The organism is Rhizobium croatiense (assembly GCF_019793465.1).
In the GTDB taxonomy this organism is placed as follows: domain Bacteria; phylum Pseudomonadota; class Alphaproteobacteria; order Rhizobiales; family Rhizobiaceae; genus Rhizobium; species Rhizobium croatiense.
In genome coordinates, this window is record NZ_JAILYJ010000006.1 from 299,380 (window position 1) to 315,076 (window position 15,697).

Sequence of the window (15,697 nt, forward strand, 5' to 3'; positions counted from 1 at the left end):
GTTTGGACCCGGTGATATCGATCCGGCCGCTGCTTGCCGTTGCCGTCGCAGGTCTGGCGGCTCTTGCGATTCTCCTTCTGAACAACCGCGAGAAACTCCGCGATGTCGTCTCGCCGTTGGCCGCGATCGCCATGTTCGCGATTGTCGCCTCGATGGCACCCACCGTGCTGGCGGGCGGGACGATCGATTTGCGCCTGTTCGAGATCCTGCCGGGGATTGACTTCGCTTTCCGGGTCGATGCGCTCGGCATGGTGTTTGCCACCGTCTCGTCGCTGCTGTGGATCGTGGCTGCGATCTATTCCATCGGCTACATGCGGCACTTGAACGAGCACGCGCAGACCCGGTTCTTCGCCTGCTTCGCCAGTAGTCTGGCCGCCGCCGCCGGGGGTGCCTTCGCCGCCAATCTGTTTACACTGGTGATCTTCTACGAGGTGCTCAGTCTCGTTACCTATCCCCTCGTCTACCACCACGAGGACGAGCAAGGATGGACGGGCAGCCGCAAGTACCTCGTCTATCTGATGGGCGCGTCGAAAAGCGTGCTGCTCGCCGCGCTGGCGCTGACCTACCACATTGCGGGGTCGCTCGACTTTGTAACGGGCGGGCTGCTGGCGGGAGCTGATGCCTCCCCGCTGCTGCTGACGGTCGTTTATTTCTGCTATCTCTTTGGCTTCGCCAAAGCCGCGGTGATGCCGATGCACGCCTGGCTGCCTGCCGCGATGGTGGCTCCGACACCGGTCAGCGCGCTCCTGCATGCGGTGGCCGTGGTCAAGATGGGCGTGTTCTGCGTGCTGCGAGTGGTCTTCCATGTCTTCGGCGTCGAGCTGGTGGGGAAGCTGGGCCTCGGTATCGCCACGGCCTATCTGGTTTCGTTCACGATCCTCATGGCGTCGGTCTACGCCCTCACGCGGGACGACCTGAAGGCGAGGCTCGCCTATTCGACCGTCAGCCAACTCTCCTACATCGTGCTGGGCGCGGTTCTGTTATCGCCGGTCGCGATGGTCGGCGGGATCGTTCACATCGCGGCGCATGCGTTCTCCAAGATCACGCTCTTTTTCTGCGCCGGTTCAATCTATTGCGCATCTGGCAAGCGCAACATCAGCGATATGGCTGGGATCGGCCGCAGGCTGCCCTGGACGATGGGGGCGTTCTTCGTCGGTTCGCTCGGCATGATCGGGGTGCCGCTGACCGCGGGCTTCGTCAGCAAGTGGTATCTGGCACGGGGTTCGGTGGAGGCGGGGGAAATCCCATTCCTGATCGTGCTCCTCATAAGTTCGGTCCTGAACGCCGCCTATTTCCTGCCAATCAGCTATCTCGCCTTTTTCGGGACTGAGGCACAGGAGAGCTCCGCGACGGTTCGGGAAATTCCGATGGTCACGATCCCGCTGGTCGCGACCGCCATCCTGTCGGTGCTGATGGGCATCTTCCCCGGCTATTTCCTCACTTTGGCGAACGGAGTGGTCAGATGATTAAGCGCGTGGTCGATTTCTTTGGTGCCGAACTATATGCGCAGCAGCGGCGCCGGCTGTTCTATCTGGCGCTCGTTCTTATCGTCATCGCCGACTTTGTCGTTCCCCGCGAACACGCCGAATACCTGTGGGACCGCCTGCCGGGCTGGTCGGCCGCCTACGGCTTCGGATCCTGCGTGCTGCTCATCTTCGTTTCCAAGTTTCTCGGCCATCGGGCTGGGCTGATGCGGCGCGAGGACAACTATGACTGACTTCATCCATCCGGCCCTGCTCTTCATTCTCGGCGCTCTGCCGATCCCATTCCTCAGAGGATCGATCCGCAAGGCTTATCTGCTGCTGATCCCGGCATTGGCGATCCTCGCCGTGGTTACGATGCAGCCGGGCAACTACGGCGCGGCGTCGTTCCTCGGGCAGCAAATCCAGATCGCGAAGGTCGACAAACTGAGCAGCGTCTTCGCCACGGTTTTCACCATCATGGCCCTGATCGGAACGGTCTACGCGCTGCACTTGCATCGCCCCGGCCAGCACGTCGCTGCGTTCGTCTACGTCGGGAGCGCGCTCGGCGTGGTATTCGCCGGCGACTACCTGACGCTGTACCTGTTCTGGGAAGGCATGGCGTTTGCCTCTGCCTATCTGGTCTTCGCACAGGGCGGCCGGCAGGCGATCAGCGCCGGGTTCCGATATCTCATGGTCCATATCACTGGCGGCGTCGTGCTGCTTGGCGGCATCATTGTCTACGGGCTTTCAACAGGCTCGCTGCTCTTCGGTCCGATCGGGGGGATGGGCGCCGGCGCCTACCTGATCCTTGCCGGGTTCCTTCTGAACGCCGCGGTACCGCCGCTCAACGCCTGGCTGACCGACGCTTACCCTGAGGCAACCGTCACCGGGGCGGTATTCATGAGCGCCTTCACCACCAAGACCGCCGTTTATGTGCTGGCGCGCGCGTTTCCGGGAACCGAGCTTCTCGTCTGGCTCGGCACCGCGATGGCGCTTTACGGCGTCATCTACGCAGTACTGGAGAACGACTGCCGGCGCCTGTTGGCCTATCACATCGTCAGCCAGGTGGGTTATATGGTGGCAGGCGTCGGTATCGGCACCGAGATGGCTGTCAACGGCGCCACCAGCCATGCCTTCGCGCATATCCTCTACAAGGCGCTCCTGTTCATGGGTGCCGGGGCGGTGATCTACGTCACCGGCCGTCGCAAGCTTACCGAGCTTGGCGGGCTTTACAAGACCATGCCGCTGACAGTGGCGCTTTACATGGTCGGCGCCTTCGCGATCTCGGCATTTCCCTTCTTCTCGGGCTTCGTCAGCAAATCGATGGTGATCGCCGCCGCCGCACAGGATCATCGGGCGCTGGTGATGCTGGCGCTGACAATGGCATCGTCGGGGACCTTCCTGCACACGGGTTTGAAGCTGCCGTATTACATGTTTTTCGGCACCGACCGGAAACTGGAGGCGCGGGAGCCGCCGCGCAACATGCTGGTCGCGATGGGAATGGCGGCGGTGCTTTGCATTGCGATCGGAGTGTTTCCGCAGCCGCTTTATGCGCTTCTGCCCTATCCGGTCGACTTCGAACCTTACACCGGCCTCCATGTCACGGAGAGCCTCGGCGTGCTGATGTTCACTGCCTTCGGGTTCGTGCTGTTCCTGCGGGCGCTCGACCCAGCAAACACCATCAGCATCGACACCGACTGGTTCTATCGCAAGGGCGGGCGGGTCTTCATGTGGCTCGCCGAACGACCGCTGGCGCGCTACGAGAAGGCGGTGAGCGACGTGTCAGAAACCGCGGCGCTGCCCCTGCTGTATGGGGCGGCACGGGCGGGACTGCGGATCGATCTCACCGTGGTAGACGCTGTCGTGAACGGCGTTGCCCGCTCGATCCTGCGCGGCGGCGGGCGGCTCCGGCGACTCCAGACCGGCGTCGTGACCCATTACGTACTGGCGATGATCGTCGGTGTGATCGCGGCCACCGCCATCTTCGCCGTGGCGTGGCGGTAGGGGGTCCCATGGGGTTACCGCTACTCAGCCTCATCGTGTTCACACCCGCCGCCGGGGCAGCGGTTCTGATGTTTCTGCGCAGCGACGCTGCGGTGCGGTGGATGGCGCTGGGTGTCACCGTCCTCGACCTCGCTCTCTGCATCGCTATGTTGGTCGGTTTTGACACCACGACCCACGCGATGCAATTCACCGAGACGCGCCCCTGGGTTCCTGCGCTCGGGATCACCTATGCGCTTGGCATCGACGGAATCAGTGCGCTCTTCGTTTTCTTGACCGCGCTGCTGGGCTCGACCTGCGTGCTCGCCTCGTGGGTCGCGATCGACCGCAAGGTGAAGGAATTCATGGTCAGTCTGCTGGCCATGGAGGCACTGATGCTGGGGGTTTTCTGCGCACTCGACCTGTTCTTGTTTTACGTCTTCTGGGAGGCGATGCTGATCCCGATGTACCTGATCATCGGCGTCTGGGGCGGCGACGGCCGGGTCTATGCGGCTTTCAAGTTCTTCCTTTACACGCTGGCAGGCAGCGTCCTGTTCCTCGTCGGCGTCATCGTGCTCTATTTCAACGGCGGCGAGACCTTCGACATTCTCGCTCTGACAGCACAGGATTTGCCGTTCCGGGTCCAGTCGTGGCTGTTCTTCGCTTTCCTGGTCGCCTTCGCGGTCAAGGTGCCGATGGTCCCGGTCCACACCTGGCTGCCGGACGCCCATGTGCAGGCGCCGACAGCGGGCAGCATCATCCTCGCCGGAGTGCTGCTGAAGATGGGCGCCTACGGCTTCCTGCGATTCTCGCTGCCGATGCTGCCGGAGGCGTCAGTGTATTATTCGACCCTGATGCTTTCGCTTTCGGCACTTGCGATCGTCTATGGCGGGTTGCTTGCGCTGGCGCAGGACGACCTCAAGAAGCTGGTGGCCTATTCCAGCATCAGCCATATGGGCTTCGTGACGATGGGGATTTTCGCGCTGAACCTCCGCGGGCTCGAGGGCGGTATCCTGCAAATGTTCAATCATGGCGTGACGACGGGCGCGTTGTTCCTGTTCGTCGGCCTGATCTACGAGCGGACCCACACCCGCAGCATCGCCGATTATGGCGGGCTGATGAAGACAGCACCCGTTTATACCGCGTTTCTTGCCTTGTTCATCCTGTCGTCGATGGCGCTGCCGGGAACGAATTCGTTCGTGGGCGAGTTGCTCGTGCTGTCCGGCGGGTTTGCAGCCAACCTGGCCGTCGGCGCGGCCGCGGTTCTGGGCGCATTGCTGGGCGCGGCCTATCTGCTTGGCATGTATGGGAAGGTCGCGCTTGGTCCGGTGAGCGCCAGCGCCCGGTTCAAGAGACGTGACGTAAACGCCCGCGAGATCGCTGCGATCCTGCCGCTGACCGTCTTCGTGCTCTGGGTCGGGCTCTATCCAAAACCTTTTCTCAACATCATCGATGCCTCGGCGAAACATCTGCTGGCGCAGGTGCACGGTGAGGAGAGCGGCCAATGACCGCCGCTGCGCTTCTCCAGTCGGTCCTTGCGAGCCTGCCCGAGATCGTGGTGATCACGGGGGCCTGCATCCTGCTGATCCTGGGACAGTTTGTACAAAAGAGACAGGAACATTTCCTTGTCTGGGCTTCCGTTGCCATCGTGCTGATTGCCGCCTTAGCGACACTCATGCTGGCGGGCGAGGTGCGGCCGGCCTACACGGGCATGTTCGTCGCCGACCGCTTCGCGGTCTTCTTCAAGTTCGTGTTCTATTTAGCCACCGTTCTGACATTCCTCCTCTCGCGAAAATATGCCGATATCGAAGGGATCGGCAGCAGCGAATATTATGTCCTGCTGCTCTTTGCGCTTTCGGGAATGATGATCATGGCGTCGGCCACCGATCTCATGTCGATCTATGTGGGCCTCGAACTGATGGTGCTCTGTACCTATGTGCTGACCGGTTTCCTGCGGCGAGAGCGGCGGTCGAACGAAGCGGCGCTGAAATATGTGATCCTTGGCGCGGTCTCGACCGGGATTTTCCTTTACGGCGTTTCGCTGGTCTACGGGCTGACCGGCACCACGCAACTGGACGCGATGGCTGCAGCGGTGACCGGAGATCCGCTCGATCCCGGATTGCTGCTAGCGGTAGTCTTCATTGTCGCGGGGCTGGTCTTCAAGGTCGGCGCGGTGCCGTTCCATATGTGGGTTCCGGACGTCTACGAAGGCGCGCCGACGACGATCACCGCCTTCATGTCGGTCGGCCCCAAGGCGGCAGGGTTCGCGGTCATCCTGCGGGTGTTCCTCAACCCTTTGGTCGCAGCCTCGGACGTCTGGATCATCGTCGCCGTCATTGCGGTGGTGACGATGGCGCTCGGCAGCTTCGTGGCGCTGGTCCAGGATAATTTCAAGCGCCTCCTGGCCTATTCCAGCATCGCCCATGCCGGCTTCGCCATTTTCGGCGTGGCCGCTGGCGGCGCCGATGGGATCGCCAGCGTGATGCTCTATCTGCTGATCTACGCCTTCATGAATCTCGGCATTTTCGGCACCGTCATCATGATGCGGAACGGCGATTTCTCGGGGGAGGTCATCGACGACTATGCGGGTTTCGCCAAGTCACATCCCGGGCTGGCGCTTCTGATGCTGCTCTATCTCTTCTCGCTGGCCGGCATTCCGCCGACGGCCGGGTTCTTCGCCAAGTTTTACGTGCTGGTCGCCCTCGTCGAGCGTGGTTTCGTCATGCTGGCGGTTATCGCAGTACTGCTCAGCGCCGTCGCCGCCTATTTTTACATCCGCATCGTAATGGTGATCTACATGCGCGAGCCGAAGAGGGCGTTCGCCCCGGCGCTGACGCCTCTGGTGGGCGCGACACTCGCCGTCACCGCTGCCGGCACCATCGGCATCGGCCTATTTCCGTCGTGGTTTCTAAAGCTTGCCCAAGATTCGGTCTTTGGCGGGTGAGCGATTGGATTTGCAATGATCACACCGACGGAATAGACTTGAGGGCAGAGGAAGGATTGCCTAAGTCGCGCCGCGGCGTGGTCGATGGGCGACCGGTGCAGTGATATGACTGCAATGGAATTTTTGCCGGTTCTTTTCATGGTCGCCGGAGTCGTTCTGGTGGCGGGGGTGACGTTGTTCGTCTCCTCGCTGCTGCGCCCATCCAATCCTTATCCCGCCAAGAACATGCCCTATGAATGCGGCATGGACGCAGCGGGCGAGGCGGCGGCGGGCCGCTTCAGGGTGCCGTTCTTTATCCTCGCGATCCTGCTGGTCGTTTTCGATGTCGAAGCGATGTTCCTCTTTCCCTGGGCCGTCGTCCTGAAAGAGATCGGGCTGGTCGGCTATATCGAAATGTTCGTCTTCATATTGCTGCTTCTCGTGGGCTTCGCCTACGCCTGGCTGAAAGGAGCGCTGGAATGGGAGGCGTAAACAACGCGATCCGCGACAGCGTGCTGTTCACTACGGCCGACAGCATCATCAGTTGGAGCCGGAGATCGGCGCTGTGGCCGGAGACCTTCGGCATTGCCTGCTGCGCCATCGAGATGATCTCCGCCGGTTGCGCCCGCTACGATCTCGACCGGTTCGGCGTCGTCTTCCGCCCTTCGCCGAGACAATCCGACGTCATGATCATCGCCGGCACCGTGACCCGGAAATTCGCGCCCGTCGTGCGGCGGCTCTATGACCAGATGCCGGAACCGCGCTGGGTGATCGCCATGGGCACCTGCGCTATTTCGGGTGGGGTCTACAACACCTACGCCGTGGTGCAGGGATCGGAAACCTTCGTGCCCGTCGATGTGCATGTGCCTGGCTGTCCGCCCCGGCCTGAGGCGCTGATGCACGGCTTCCTCCTGCTTCAAGAAAAGATCAAGAGGTCGCGGGCACTCGCCGGCACACCTCTGGATAGGGTTATAGCGTCATGAGTGCGGAGCCGTCCCTCAATCGCGCTACGATCATGGAGCGCTTCGGAGAAACAATCGAGGACCTTGGCACTGCGCACGGTATCGACGCCTTTGCCGTTCCGCCCGAGAGGATCATCGAGTTCTGCCGGTTCCTGAAAGAGCATCCGGCGCTGCAATTCAATTTCCTCTCGGACGTTTGCGGAGTCGATCATTATCCCGAAACGCCGCGGTTCGAGGCGGTCTACCATCTCTATTCGCTGCCCAACAGGTGGCGGGTCCGCATCAAATGCCGCCTTGGCGATCCTCCTGAAGTGCCTTCCGTCACGGGAGTCTGGCGCACCGCCAACTGGCATGAGCGTGAGGCCTGGGACATGTATGGCATTCGGTTCACGGGACATCCCGATCTGCGCCGGATCTATATGTGGGAAGGCTTCGAGGGCTTTCCCCAGCGCAAGGATTTCCCCTTAAGGGGCTATAAGGACAAATTGAACCCCTTCGGTGCCGAAGGTCCGCCGCCAACGCAGCCCGACCTTGCCACCAGGAACATTCCGTAAGGAGGCCGTTCTACGCCGGAACGTTGAGATGACTGAAGTCACCGAGCTCAGCAGGCCTGAGGGCGAAGCGCTCAATACCAGGGAAGTGCTTCTCAACCTCGGTCCGCAGCACCCCAGCACCCATGGGGTTCTTCGGCTCGTCCTCGAACTGGACGGCGAGTTCGTCGAGCGCGTCGATCCGCATATCGGCTACCTCCATCGCGGCACCGAAAAACTGGCGGAGAGCTTCACCTATACCCAGATTTTCCCGCTGACGGACCGGCTCGACTATCTCTGCCCGCCCTCGAACAACCTCGCCTTCGCGCTGGCGGTGGAGAAACTCCTCGGCATAGAAGCACCGATTCGGGCGCAATATATCCGCGTGATGATGGCCGAGCTGGCGCGGATCTCCGGTCACCTCCTGATCACGGGCGCGCTGCCGATGGATCTCGGCGCCATGACCGCGCTGCTTTACGTTATGCGCGAACGTGAAATGATCATGGACCTCCTGGAAATGATTACCGGTGCGCGCATGCACACCTCCTTCTGCCGGGTCGGCGGGGTGCGCGAGGACCTGCCTGACGGATTCTTCCCCAAGATCCGGGAGTTCTGCGACATCTTTCCGAACCGGATCCGCGACTATGAGCGACTGCTCGAAGATAACCGGGTTTTTCTCAATCGCACCAAGGGGATCGGCGTGATCTCCGCCGAGGATGGTGTCGATCTCGGCCTCAGCGGCCCGAACCTGCGTGCTTCCGGTGTCGACTGGGACATCCGGCGCGATGAGCCCTACGAGATCTACGACCGGCTCGATTTCAACGTCATCACCCGTGACGAGGGCGATTGCTATGCACGCTGGCGATGCCGTGTCGACGAGATGCGCGAAAGCATGAGGATCATCGAACAATGCATCGACCAGATGCCTGAGGGGCCGTTCCAGATCGATATGCCGACAATCGCCTTCCCGCTGGACAAGGAACGGGTGCACTGCTCGATGGAGGCGCTGATCCAGCATTTCGACCTGTCGGCCTACGGCTTCAAGGTGCCGAAGGGCGAGGTCTATTCGGCGATCGAGGCGCCAAAAGGCGAGCTTGGCTTTTACATCATTAGTGACGGGTCGCCAAAACCGTTCCGCATGAAGGTGCGGGCACCCTCGTTCGTCAATCTTCAGGCCCTCTTCGGGGTCACCAACGCCCGCTATCTGGCGGACATGATCGCCGTGCTCGGCAGCCTCGACCCCGTAATGGCGGAGGTGGACAAGTAGCAGAGGATTTGGACGTGATGACCATGCGCGAAAAGATCGAAGAGGCGGCGGCGCGGTATCCCGACCAGCGCTCGGCGATCATGCCCGCGCTTCGGATCGCGCAGAGGGAGCATGGCCATCTGCCTGGTCCGGTGCTGGAGGAGGTCGCCAATATTCTCGGAGTCGAGCGGATCTGGATCTACGAGCTGGCGACCTTCTACACGCTCTTCCATACCGAACCGGTGGGCATGTTCCACCTGCAGCTTTGCGACAACGTCTCCTGCATGCTGTGCAGATCCGAGGACCTGCTCAGGCATCTGGAGGAGGTCCTCGGGATCAAAAAGGGTGAAACCACCCCGGACCTGCTGTTCACGCTTTCGACCGTCGAATGCCTCGGCGCCTGCGAGATGGCTCCAGTGATGCAGGTCGGCGACGACTATCACGGCGACCTCGACATCGCGCGAATCGACGCGCTTCTCGACAGGTTGCGAACGGAGGCGGGGCAAGCGACTGGTGCCGATCTCGCCTCAGCAGCACCGCCGGGGGAATAGCGTCATGTTCGAACCGATCCTCCTCAAGAATGTCGATGTTCGGGATGGCCATCTGCTCTCCACCTTCGAGGCTGGCGGAGGCTACCAGGCTCTGGCCAAGGTGCTGCGCGAAAACACGCCTGACGAGGTTATCGACCTCGTCAAACGGTCCAACCTGCGCGGTCGCGGCGGTGCCGGATTCCCGACGGGCATGAAATGGGGTTTCGTGCCGAAGCAGACCGGCAAGCCGACATATCTGTGCTGCAACGCCGATGAGGGCGAGCCGGGCACGTTCAAGGACCGGATCATCATGGAGCGCGACCCGCATCAACTGATCGAGGGGTTGGCGGTAAGTGCATACGCGATTGGGGCCGAAACCGCCTATGTCTACATTCGCGGAGAATATGTGACGGCGATCCGTCGTCTGGAGCAGGCGATCGCCGAGGCCCACGCAAAGGGTTATCTCGGAAAGCGGATTCTGGGCTCGGATTTCAATTTCGCCGTACACATCCACTGCGGCGCCGGCGCCTATATCTGCGGCGAAGAGACTGCGATGCTCGAGTCGCTCGAGGGCAAACGGGCGCAGCCGCGATTGAAGCCGCCATTTCCGGCCGTGGCTGGGCTCTACGCCAGCCCGACAGTGATCAACAATGTCGAGACGCTCGCTTGCGTGCCGCATATCGTTATGCGGGGGTCGGACTGGTTTCGGGGCATCGGCCCGGACAAGAGCCCCGGCCCGAAGCTCTACTGCCTCAGCGGGCAGGTGCGCAAACCTGGCCTCTATGAGTTGCCGATGGGCATACCGCTGCGCGAACTGGTCGAGAACCACGCCGGCGGCGTGCTGCCGGGACGCAGAATCAAGGCGGTGATCCCGGGCGGGGTCTCAGCGCCGGTCATACCGGAGCACGGACTGGAGGTCGGGATGGATTTCGACTCGCTGGCTGCCGCCGGCTCGATGCTCGGTTCGGCTGGCGTTATCGTGATCGACGACTCGACCTGCATGGTCAAGGTCGCGACCCGGATCATCGAATTCTTCCATCATGAGTCCTGCGGCAAGTGCACGCCATGCCGGGAAGGATTGAACTGGGTCGTGAAGGTTCTGCGCCGGGTCGAGGCCGGCGAAGGTGCTGCCGGCGATCTGGAGCAGCTGGAGATGCTCTGCAAGGGCATTTTCGGCAATACGTTTTGTGCTTTGGGTGACGGGGCGGCGATGGGGTTGCGGGCGGCACTCGCGCACTTTCGCGCTGAGTTCGTTGCCCATATCGAGGAGCACAGGTGCCCCTTTCACTGAAGGCCTGCACCGCGACAGGACTGCGAGGAAGTATGGTTAGCATTACGATCGATGGACAAACGCTGGAAGTTGAGGCTGGCTCGACAGTGCTGCAGGCCGCCCGGCGTTTGGGCATCGATATCCCAACCTTCTGCTATCTGAAGCGTCTGCCGCCGCTGGCCTCCTGCCGCATGTGCCTGGTGGAGATCGAGGGGCAGCGGCGGCTGCAGCCGTCCTGCGCCACCGCCGTCACCGAGGCTATGGTGGTGCGGGCGAACACAGCTCTGATCGAGGAAACGCGCGCTTCCATGCTCGATATGCTGCTCGCCAACCACCCCCTCGACTGTCCGATCTGCGACAAGGGCGGCGAATGCGAGCTTCAGAACATGGTGATGGCCTACGGGCCTCGCAGAAGCGAGTTTCACGATCCCAAACGTGTATTCCATTCCGAGGACATCCGTCTTAGCCCGGTCATCATCATGAACGTCAACCGCTGCATCCAGTGCCAGCGCTGTGTCCGGATGTGTGAGGAGGTCGTCGGCGCGGTCGCCCTGGGTACCGTCGAAAAAGGCATGGATACCGCCGTCACCGGCTTCGAGGGCAGTCTCGCAAGCTGCGACCAGTGCGGCAATTGCGTCGAGGTCTGCCCGGTCGGCGCTCTGATGAGCTTTCCCTATCGCTACAAGGCGCGGCCCTGGGATCTGGTCGAGACCGATACGGTCTGCCCGCATTGTGGCACCGGTTGTCAGTTGACGGTGGGCACGCGCAAGGGCGAGTTCATGCGGGTACGCTCGAAGTGGGACGAGGGGCTTAACCGCGAAGTGCTCTGCGTACGAGGACGCTTCGGCCTCGATTTCGTCGAGAGCCGGGACCGGATCAAGAGGCCGATGATCCGTCGTGATGGCACCCTGGTTCCCGTTTCCTGGGACGAAGCGGGGGACTATCTGCGCCAGCGGCTGTCGGCCGTCGAGGGCAAGGCTGCCGGCGGGCTCGCCTCGCCTCGCCTGCCCAACGAGATACTCTATCAGTTTCAGAAGCTGATGCGGACGGCATTCCGGACCAACAGCATTGATTGCTCGTCACGCTGGTCCACGCCCTTCGATACGCTCGCCCCGCTAATGGCAGCCTTCAACAGCCGCGCACCGCTGGACGAAGTGATCGGCAACGACTGCGTGCTCGTCGTCGGCGGCAACGTCACCGAGGAGAACCCGGTCACCGAATACCTGCTGCGGGATGGCGTGCGGCGGCGGCAGACCGGATTGCTCATGCTCTCGGCGCGGCCATCCCGTCTGGATGCCGATGCCGGGGTGGTGGTTCGCGTCCGGCCGGGCGGAGAAGCGGCGAGCCTTGCGGCGGTGGTGGCCCGTCTCGTAGCGGCAGTTGGTGAGGCCTTGCCGGGCAACGTTCTTGCGGGCATCGGCGCGACAATCGGCAAGCCAGCGGCGGAAACCGGCATTGACGGGCCGGATCGTCTGGCCGCGGTGCTCAAGGAAGGCCGCAGCGTCACCGTGCTTGTCAGCGTCGACCTCCTGAGATCACCCGAAGCGAGCGCGACGCTGCAGCAGATCAATAACCTGCTGCAGGCTCTGCGCCTGCTCGGCAAGGGCCTGGCGATGCAGTTCCTCTTCGACCGTGCCAATCAGATGGGCGCCTGGGACATGGGAGTTCTGCCGGCGGCTCTACCGGGGCTGCAGGCGGTAACCGACGATGTAGCGCGCACAACTCTTGCGCGGAACTGGGGCGCCGAAATCCCGTCTGAACCCGGCGCGGATCTCGACGCCATTCTGGAGCTCTGCGTCGGCGGGCGGATGGGCGCTCTCTACATCGTCGCAAGCGACCCCCTGATTGCCTATCCCGACAGGGATTTCGTGACGCGGGCGCTTGGCGCCGCCGATCTCCTGATCGTGCAGGACGCCTTCCTCACGGAAACGGCGGGCCTTGCCGAGGTCGTCCTACCCGCGGCAGGTTACGGCGAGGAAACCGGCACGTTCACCAACAACGAGGGCCGGATCCAGAAGGTCCGCAAATTCCGCGACCCCGCCTTCGAGGCGCGGAGCAATCTGGCGATCTTCGACTTCGTCGCGGCGCTTCGCAACCAAGCAGTGCGGCCGTCGACGCAAGGCGAAATTTTCGACGAGATAGCACGGCTTGTTCCCGCCTACCAGAAATTGACGCAGGATGGACTTGGCGCCGACGGCGCATTCACCAAGGCGGTGCCGACGGCACCTGTCGCCAGGTTCTTTGCGCCGCCGCCCGTCCCGCCAGCAGCCGACCGGCTCATGCTGATCACCGGCGACTGCCTGTTCCACAATGGATATCTTTCCGAACGGTCGGACATGCTGAACACGGTCGCCAATGATCCCTATGTCGCGATGAGCGCGCAGGATACCGCACAGCTTGGCCTTTCGGATGGCGATCAGGTCATTGTGCGTTCCGCCCAGGGCGAACTGACGGCGCAGCTTAAGGTCGACGGGCGGTTTCCCAAGGGCCTCGTCTTCGTTCCGGAAAACTATAGAGCCTTGCGTCTCAACGGCTTGATGCGGCGGGGTGAATACCCATGCCCGGTGGAGGTCCAGAAGGTGCATGCCACTCTTGAGGTCGACCGCACGAGCCGGATCTGGCGTGGGGTCTGAAGATTTGGGGCCGGGCCGCCGCGCCTCCCGCAAGCTGCCCTGCCCCAGCGTCCTCACATCAAGCTGGCGACGTCAGTGATACCTGGTCCCGCAGATGTAATCCTGCAGATCCTGCTCTGTGCGCTGCGCTTCGTCGAGCCTATGTTTGACCACGTCGCCGATACTGACCACGCCGACAACGTCGCCTCCATCCAGGACCAGCACATGACGCGTACGCCGCTGGGTCATGATCCCCATCACGGAGGGGAGCAAATCCCCTGTCGAACAGGTCGCCACATTGCGGTTCATGACATCCGCTACCCGCATCATCGCCGCCTCGGCCCCGTATTCCGCCACCGCATTGCAGCAATCCCGCTCCGATAGCGAACCCAGGTATTCGTCGTTCGATTGGCTGACGACGACGAAGCCGATATTGTTGTCGCGAAACAGCCTCAAGACTTCCAACATCGTCTGATCGGGAGCGACCGCGATGACACCGACACCCTTGTTCTTCATGATTTCGCCGACAAGCATCTGAGCCTCCTGTCTGCGCGCTCCGGCTTGACGGATGGCGCGCGTTCACGTTCGCCGGATATTCCGCCACCAGTTGTAGCCCTGCATCTCTTTCGTCTCGACGAGCACGTCCTTCTTGGTATTCAGGCGTGCGGTAACCACGCCGCCGCCGGTTGCCGCCTTGCCCGGCTTGGCGAGCAGGTCATCGCGCCCGATCACCAGGTCACGCGAGGAAAAACTCGAAAATTCGTACTGCTGGCCAAGCGCGATTGCATCCGCTGGGCAGGCGTCCTCGCACAGCCCGCAGAACAGGCAGCGAGCCGTGTCGATCTCGAATTTGGCCGGGTGCCGGTTGCCCTTTTCGTCCTCGTAGGGGACGACTTCGATACAGTCGCAGGGACAGATCCGCGCACAGAGTTCGCAGGCCACGCACTTGATCTCGCCCTCTTCATCGCGCGTCAGGAAGTGATGCCCGCGATAGCGTGAGTACGGGAGCCATTTTTCCTTGTCCGGATATTGCATGGTTACGGTTCTAGAGAACAAGTAGCCGAAGGTCAGAACCAACGCATTCGCCAGATCGGCGAAGAACGCCCAACCAATCCATGTTCCAACTTTGTCCTGCGCGCGCGACATCGCCGCCTCGCTACGGAGCCGCCATGGCCCCTAAAAGTACACCGGTTATAATTATGTTCGCCATCGACAGAGGAAGCAAGACTTTCCATCCGATCGCCATCAGTTGGTCGTAGCGGTAGCGGGGGAAAGTGAAGCGGAACCAGATAAACACATAGACGAAGAATGCGACCTTGAGCACAAACCAGAGCAGTGGTGGCAAGGGGATTAGGATACCGTTCCAGCCGCCGAAAAACAGGATGACCACCAGGACCGACACCAGCAACACGATGGCATATTCGCTGACCATGAAAAACGCAAAGCGGATACCGCTGTATTCTGTATGGAAGCCGGCGCCCAGATCGCCTTCCGCTTCCGAAAGATCGAAAGGAATACGCTGCGCTTCGGCCAATCCGGCGACGAAGAACACGAAGAAGCCGACCGGTTGGTAGACGATGTTCCAGACATCGGTTTGGGCCCGCACGATGTCGAGCAGGCTCATGGATTGCGCCAACATGACCACCCCGATCACCGCGAACCCCATCGGAATCTCGTAGCTGATCATCTGCGCGCAGGTCCTGAGGCTGCCGAGGACCGCGTATTTGCTGTTAGCGGCCCAGCCACCGAAGATGACGCCATAGACCTCGATCCCGATCACCGCAAAGACGAAGAGTAGTGCCACATTCATGTTGGAGACGTAGAGCGTGATCTCGGCACCGAGGACCGAGATGCTTTCGCCGAAGGGGATTGCGACGAACACCACAAAGGGAGGGGCGAGCGCCAGTATTGGCGCCAGTTTGAACAGGAAGCGATCGGCCTCGGCCGGGATGTGGTCCTCTTTGGTTAAGAGCTTGATTCCGTCCGCCACCGGCTGCAGGAGCCCGTGCCACCCCACGCGCATCGGCCCCATCCGCTGCTGCATGTGCCCTGCGATCTTGCGTTCCAGCCAGGTCAGCGGCAAGGGCAGCAGCAGCAAGATCGCAATCAGAAACGCGACCTTGAAAACGATCAGGCCAAGGGCGACGATAAGTTCCATGATCCGCGGCTACTTATTCATCG

15 protein-coding genes are annotated in these 15,697 nt (G+C 61.8%); 12 read left to right on the forward strand and 3 right to left on the reverse strand.

Features of this window, described 5'->3' with window-relative positions; genetic code table 11:
• Window positions 1-2 precede the first annotated feature (2 nt).
• The 12 genes from K6M89_RS12640 (at window position 3) to nuoG (ending at window position 13,537) form a co-directional block, all read left to right on the forward strand.
• Entirely contained in the window at window positions 3-1,466 is a 1,464-nt protein-coding gene (locus tag K6M89_RS12640) for a monovalent cation/H+ antiporter subunit D family protein (protein WP_097582061.1), read from the forward strand.
• The gene (locus K6M89_RS12645; protein WP_222139665.1) at window positions 1,463-1,717 is read left to right on the forward strand and encodes a hypothetical protein; all 255 of its coding nucleotides are present in this window, start codon (window positions 1,463-1,465) and stop codon (window positions 1,715-1,717) included. Before K6M89_RS12640 ends, K6M89_RS12645 begins: the two co-directional genes overlap by 4 nt.
• Window positions 1,710-3,467 carry a Na(+)/H(+) antiporter subunit D gene (locus K6M89_RS12650; protein WP_222139666.1) on the forward strand — a complete coding sequence of 586 codons (1,758 nt, stop codon included), beginning with the start codon at window positions 1,710-1,712 and terminating at the stop codon, window positions 3,465-3,467. Before K6M89_RS12645 ends, K6M89_RS12650 begins: the two co-directional genes overlap by 8 nt.
• Window positions 3,468-3,475: 8 nt before the next feature.
• The gene (locus K6M89_RS12655; RefSeq protein ID WP_222139667.1) at window positions 3,476-4,951 is read left to right on the forward strand and encodes an NADH-quinone oxidoreductase subunit M; all 1,476 of its coding nucleotides are present in this window, start codon (window positions 3,476-3,478) and stop codon (window positions 4,949-4,951) included.
• Window positions 4,948-6,387 carry an NADH-quinone oxidoreductase subunit N gene (locus tag K6M89_RS12660; RefSeq protein ID WP_222139668.1) on the forward strand — a complete coding sequence of 480 codons (1,440 nt, stop codon included), beginning with the start codon at window positions 4,948-4,950 and terminating at the stop codon, window positions 6,385-6,387. Before K6M89_RS12655 ends, K6M89_RS12660 begins: the two co-directional genes overlap by 4 nt.
• Window positions 6,388-6,492: 105 nt before the next feature.
• Window positions 6,493-6,858 carry an NADH-quinone oxidoreductase subunit A gene (locus K6M89_RS12665; protein ID WP_097582071.1) on the forward strand — a complete coding sequence of 122 codons (366 nt, stop codon included), beginning with the start codon at window positions 6,493-6,495 and terminating at the stop codon, window positions 6,856-6,858.
• Window positions 6,846-7,349, forward strand: coding sequence for a NuoB/complex I 20 kDa subunit family protein (locus tag K6M89_RS12670; protein WP_003582024.1), 504 nt, complete (start codon window positions 6,846-6,848; stop codon window positions 7,347-7,349). Before K6M89_RS12665 ends, K6M89_RS12670 begins: the two co-directional genes overlap by 13 nt.
• On the forward strand, window positions 7,346-7,882 hold the full coding sequence (locus tag K6M89_RS12675) for an NADH-quinone oxidoreductase subunit C (RefSeq protein ID WP_222139669.1): 537 nt from the start codon (window positions 7,346-7,348) through the stop codon (window positions 7,880-7,882). The genes K6M89_RS12670 and K6M89_RS12675 overlap by 4 nt, the downstream gene beginning before the upstream one ends.
• A gap of 28 nt (window positions 7,883-7,910) precedes the next feature.
• A complete protein-coding gene (gene nuoD, locus K6M89_RS12680; protein WP_097582073.1) occupies window positions 7,911-9,125 on the forward strand; it encodes an NADH dehydrogenase (quinone) subunit D in 1,215 nt (404 codons plus the stop codon).
• Window positions 9,126-9,142: 17 nt separating this feature from the next.
• Window positions 9,143-9,655: an NADH-quinone oxidoreductase subunit NuoE gene (gene nuoE / locus K6M89_RS12685; protein ID WP_222139670.1), complete on the forward strand. Its 513-nt coding sequence runs from the start codon at window positions 9,143-9,145 to the stop codon at window positions 9,653-9,655.
• Between the two features lie 4 nt (window positions 9,656-9,659).
• Window positions 9,660-10,925: an NADH-quinone oxidoreductase subunit NuoF gene (gene nuoF, locus K6M89_RS12690; RefSeq protein ID WP_222139671.1), complete on the forward strand. Its 1,266-nt coding sequence runs from the start codon at window positions 9,660-9,662 to the stop codon at window positions 10,923-10,925.
• A gap of 32 nt (window positions 10,926-10,957) precedes the next feature.
• A complete protein-coding gene (gene nuoG, locus K6M89_RS12695; RefSeq protein WP_222139672.1) occupies window positions 10,958-13,537 on the forward strand; it encodes an NADH-quinone oxidoreductase subunit NuoG in 2,580 nt (859 codons plus the stop codon).
• A gap of 72 nt (window positions 13,538-13,609) precedes the next feature.
• On the opposite strand, the gene K6M89_RS12700 is transcribed toward nuoG, so the two are convergent.
• Genes K6M89_RS12700 through nuoH form a run of 3 tightly spaced genes read right to left on the reverse strand, consistent with a single transcriptional unit; the run spans window position 13,610 to window position 15,674 of the window.
• On the reverse strand, window positions 13,610-14,050 hold the full coding sequence (locus tag K6M89_RS12700; RefSeq protein ID WP_097582079.1) for a CBS domain-containing protein: 441 nt from the start codon (window positions 14,048-14,050) through the stop codon (window positions 13,610-13,612).
• 45 nt (window positions 14,051-14,095) lie between these two features.
• Complete coding sequence (locus K6M89_RS12705) at window positions 14,096-14,662, reverse strand: NADH-quinone oxidoreductase subunit I (RefSeq protein WP_183920069.1); 567 nt, start codon at window positions 14,660-14,662, stop codon at window positions 14,096-14,098.
• Between the two features lie 10 nt (window positions 14,663-14,672).
• Window positions 14,673-15,674, reverse strand: a complete 1,002-nt coding sequence (nuoH, locus tag K6M89_RS12710) for an NADH-quinone oxidoreductase subunit NuoH (RefSeq protein ID WP_097582082.1) — start codon at window positions 15,672-15,674, stop codon at window positions 14,673-14,675.
• Window positions 15,675-15,697 lie beyond the last annotated feature (23 nt).

Bases quoted from the DNA above. Each gene is read 5' to 3' on its own strand.
- K6M89_RS12645 (WP_222139665.1), top strand. From the start codon at position 1,463: ATGATTAAGCGCGTGGTCGATTTCTTTGGTGCCGAACTATATGCGCAG.
- K6M89_RS12650 (WP_222139666.1), top strand. From the start codon at position 1,710: ATGACTGACTTCATCCATCCGGCCCTGCTCTTCATTCTCGGCGCTCTG.
- K6M89_RS12655 (WP_222139667.1), top strand. From the start codon at position 3,476: ATGGGGTTACCGCTACTCAGCCTCATCGTGTTCACACCCGCCGCCGGG.
- K6M89_RS12660 (WP_222139668.1), top strand. From the start codon at position 4,948: ATGACCGCCGCTGCGCTTCTCCAGTCGGTCCTTGCGAGCCTGCCCGAG.
- K6M89_RS12665 (WP_097582071.1), top strand. From the start codon at position 6,493: ATGACTGCAATGGAATTTTTGCCGGTTCTTTTCATGGTCGCCGGAGTC.
- K6M89_RS12670 (WP_003582024.1), top strand. From the start codon at position 6,846: ATGGGAGGCGTAAACAACGCGATCCGCGACAGCGTGCTGTTCACTACG.
- K6M89_RS12675 (WP_222139669.1), top strand. From the start codon at position 7,346: ATGAGTGCGGAGCCGTCCCTCAATCGCGCTACGATCATGGAGCGCTTC.
- nuoD (WP_097582073.1), top strand. From the start codon at position 7,911: ATGACTGAAGTCACCGAGCTCAGCAGGCCTGAGGGCGAAGCGCTCAAT.
- nuoE (WP_222139670.1), top strand. From the start codon at position 9,143: ATGACCATGCGCGAAAAGATCGAAGAGGCGGCGGCGCGGTATCCCGAC.
- nuoF (WP_222139671.1), top strand. From the start codon at position 9,660: ATGTTCGAACCGATCCTCCTCAAGAATGTCGATGTTCGGGATGGCCAT.
- nuoG (WP_222139672.1), top strand. From the start codon at position 10,958: ATGGTTAGCATTACGATCGATGGACAAACGCTGGAAGTTGAGGCTGGC.
- K6M89_RS12700 (WP_097582079.1), bottom strand. From the start codon at position 14,050: ATGCTTGTCGGCGAAATCATGAAGAACAAGGGTGTCGGTGTCATCGCG.
- K6M89_RS12705 (WP_183920069.1), bottom strand. From the start codon at position 14,662: ATGTCGCGCGCGCAGGACAAAGTTGGAACATGGATTGGTTGGGCGTTC.
- nuoH (WP_097582082.1), bottom strand. From the start codon at position 15,674: ATGGAACTTATCGTCGCCCTTGGCCTGATCGTTTTCAAGGTCGCGTTT.